General features: G+C 39.2%; 2 protein-coding genes and 1 pseudogene. All 3 read left to right on the top strand.

The genetic code is table 11. The features are described from left to right. Window positions 1-185, top strand: a pseudogene (locus PLK24_RS10395) (sugar ABC transporter substrate-binding protein); the annotation flags it as partial. 87 nt (window positions 186-272) lie between these two features. Next, window positions 273-1802, top strand: a complete 1530-nt coding sequence (locus tag PLK24_RS10390) for a sugar ABC transporter ATP-binding protein (RefSeq protein ID WP_324478882.1) — start codon at window positions 273-275, stop codon at window positions 1800-1802. After that, on the top strand, window positions 1780-2719 hold a 940-nt coding region (locus tag PLK24_RS10385), incomplete at its 3' end, for an ABC transporter permease (protein WP_324478880.1). The genes PLK24_RS10390 and PLK24_RS10385, both read left to right, overlap by 23 nt.

Raw genomic sequence — 2719 nt, 5'->3', positions numbered from 1 at the left:
CACTGCAAGGCTTGATTACTTTCAAGAGTCTCTATGAATTTATAACCAAAGGAAAGCAACCGGAAAAATTCATACCTCTTCCGATTATTCCAATTTTCAAGGAGAATTTAGCCGAGGCTATATCCTGGGAAATTACCGATGAAAACTATGAACGGGCTTTAAATTACATTGGTGGTATTGAATAATTTAATTAGTTGGATTCATGATGTCCTTCCTCTTATGGGGAAGGACATCTTTTTAATTATAGACCATTTGAAAAAGGTAAATGAGTCATGATAGAAGCAGGGAAAAGAGACTATATTATCCAAGCCCATCATATATTTAAAACCTTTCCAGGAGTGAAAGCTCTTTCCAATGTTTCATTTGATCTCCACCAGAGTGAGATCCATTGTATTGTTGGAGAAAATGGTGCCGGAAAATCAACCTTTATCAAAATTCTCACTGGTAGTTTACGGCCTGATAGCGGAGAACTCATGGTTCATGGTAAAAATTATAAATACCTTACTCCCTATCTTTCTCAAACCTTGGGAATTCAGGTTATTTACCAAGAGAATATTGTTGTGCCACAAATGACCGTTGCAGAGAATGTCTTTGTTGGCAGAGAAAAAGCCACTCGCTTTGGATTGATCCGCTACCAAGAGACCATTCAGGCAACTCAAAAAATCATTGACTCCTTGAAGATTCATCTAGATCCGGAAGCTCCTGTTGAAAAGCTGAGTCCTGCTGAGCAACAATTCGTAAAAATTGTGAAATCGCTTGCTTATGAGCCTCGAGTGTTAATTATGGACGAACCAACTGCTATGTTTAATGTTAATGATGTAAAAGTTGTTCTTGATTTGGTGAAAGATATCAGTCAGCGGGGGATCAGTGTAATTTATATTTCTCACCGCTTGGAGGAAATATCAGAAATTGCTGACCGGATTACTGTTTTTAAGGATGGCCAGATAGTCATCACTCATGATAATCCCGATAAGAATTTTGATTTGAATCTTCTCACTCGAGAAATGGTAGGCCGTTCAGTAGAAACGTTTTATAAAAAGGATAAGAATACTATCGGTGAAGTGGTGATGGAAGTAAAAAATTTAAAACTACGTCGTCATTCACCGACTATTCGCTTTAACCTGAGGAAAGGTGAAATATTAGGGATTGCCGGTTTAGTTGGTTCAGGACGCACTGAGTTAGTTCGGGCTCTCTTCGGGATGGATCGAAAGGTCAGTGGAGAAGTATTGCTTCGTGGCAAGCCTGTCAACATTCGTTCCCCCCAAGATTCCATACGAGCTGGAATTGGTTTGATCACTGAGGACCGACATAAAACTGGTTTAGCGCTCAATTTAAGTGTAATTAAAAACACTACAATTGCCGGTTTGGACCAATATCCTGGTGGAATTTTAAACTTAAACCAAGAAAAAAAAGATGTGGAGCATTTTATTCTTGACTTAGATATAAAAACTCCGTCACCTCATCAGGAAGTTCGATTTTTGAGCGGTGGGAATCAACAAAAAGTAGTTCTGGCTCGCTGGTTATTTAAAAACGTTGACATCCTGATTTTCGATGAACCGACAATTGGAATTGATGTTAATTCAAAGAATGAAATTTATAAACTGATAACCGAACTTGCTAAGGAAGGAAAATCGATCGTTATGGTTTCTTCCGAATTACCGGAACTTATTGCTTTGAGTGATCGGGTTTTGGTGGTAAAAAACGGAAGGATCATCACTGAGTTAAACGACCAAGAAATAACAGAAGAAAATATTATATCTTATGCTTTTGGGGTGACCGATGATGGACAATCCAAAGAGTGATGGTCATTTGACTACAAAAACTACGAACTTACCTGCCTTATTTAAGAATCAATCGTTTTTTTTGTTGATTGTAATTATTTTACTTTCGGTCATTTTTGGATCGATGAACCCTCGTTTTTTAACTTGGGGTAACCTCTTAGCGGTCTTTCAACAAATTACTGTCCTTGGCATTGCGACTATGGCCATGGCTCTTTTGCTCATTTCAGGTGGGATTGATTTATCGATTGGCTCGATGATCGGTCTTTCCAGTGTAGTTATTTGTACATTGATCATGCGAGGATCGAATGTCGGTTTGGCAATACTCATTGGTTTTGGGATTCCGGTCATCTGTGGTTTTATTAACGGTGTGATTGTCAGTAAAAGTAAATGCGTCCCTCTCATCGTTACTCTGGGGATGAATTATGTATATTATGGCTTGGCTTTAGTTATATCACAGGGTCTATTTCTCTCAATGAAGGGAAATTTTCAATTTTTAGGTCGAGGTCGGGTTTTTGGAGTTCCCATGCCGATGATTATAGTCATTGTAATGGTTTTTGCCACCCATTTTTTACTCACTTATACCAAATATGGTCGGCGTTTAGTGGCGATGGGGGGCAATGAACAACTCGCCTATCTTTCCGGTATTAACGTTGACCGTTTGAAGATTATGAACTATACCCTGAGCGGAGCGATTATTGGCTTGGCATCTTTGGTTTTAGTTTCCCGCTTGGGAAATGTTTTAGCGAATGCCGGTGAAGGTTATGAATTGAGAGCATTAGCCGCCGCTATCATCGGGGGAGTAACCTTTGAAGGAGGACGGGGCACCATTGCTGGTACTTTTTTGGGTGTTATCTTATTAGGGATTGTCCAGAATGGTTTGAATATTTTAAATGTTTCATCTTATTTCCAGACTCTGGCGGTTGGGGTTATTATCGTCG

The organism is Atribacter sp., from assembly GCF_035418125.1.
GTDB lineage: Bacteria > Atribacterota > Atribacteria > Atribacterales > Atribacteraceae > Atribacter > Atribacter allofermentans.
The sequence above is the reverse complement of the archived record's forward strand: the minus strand, read 5'-3'. Positions and strand labels throughout refer to the sequence as shown.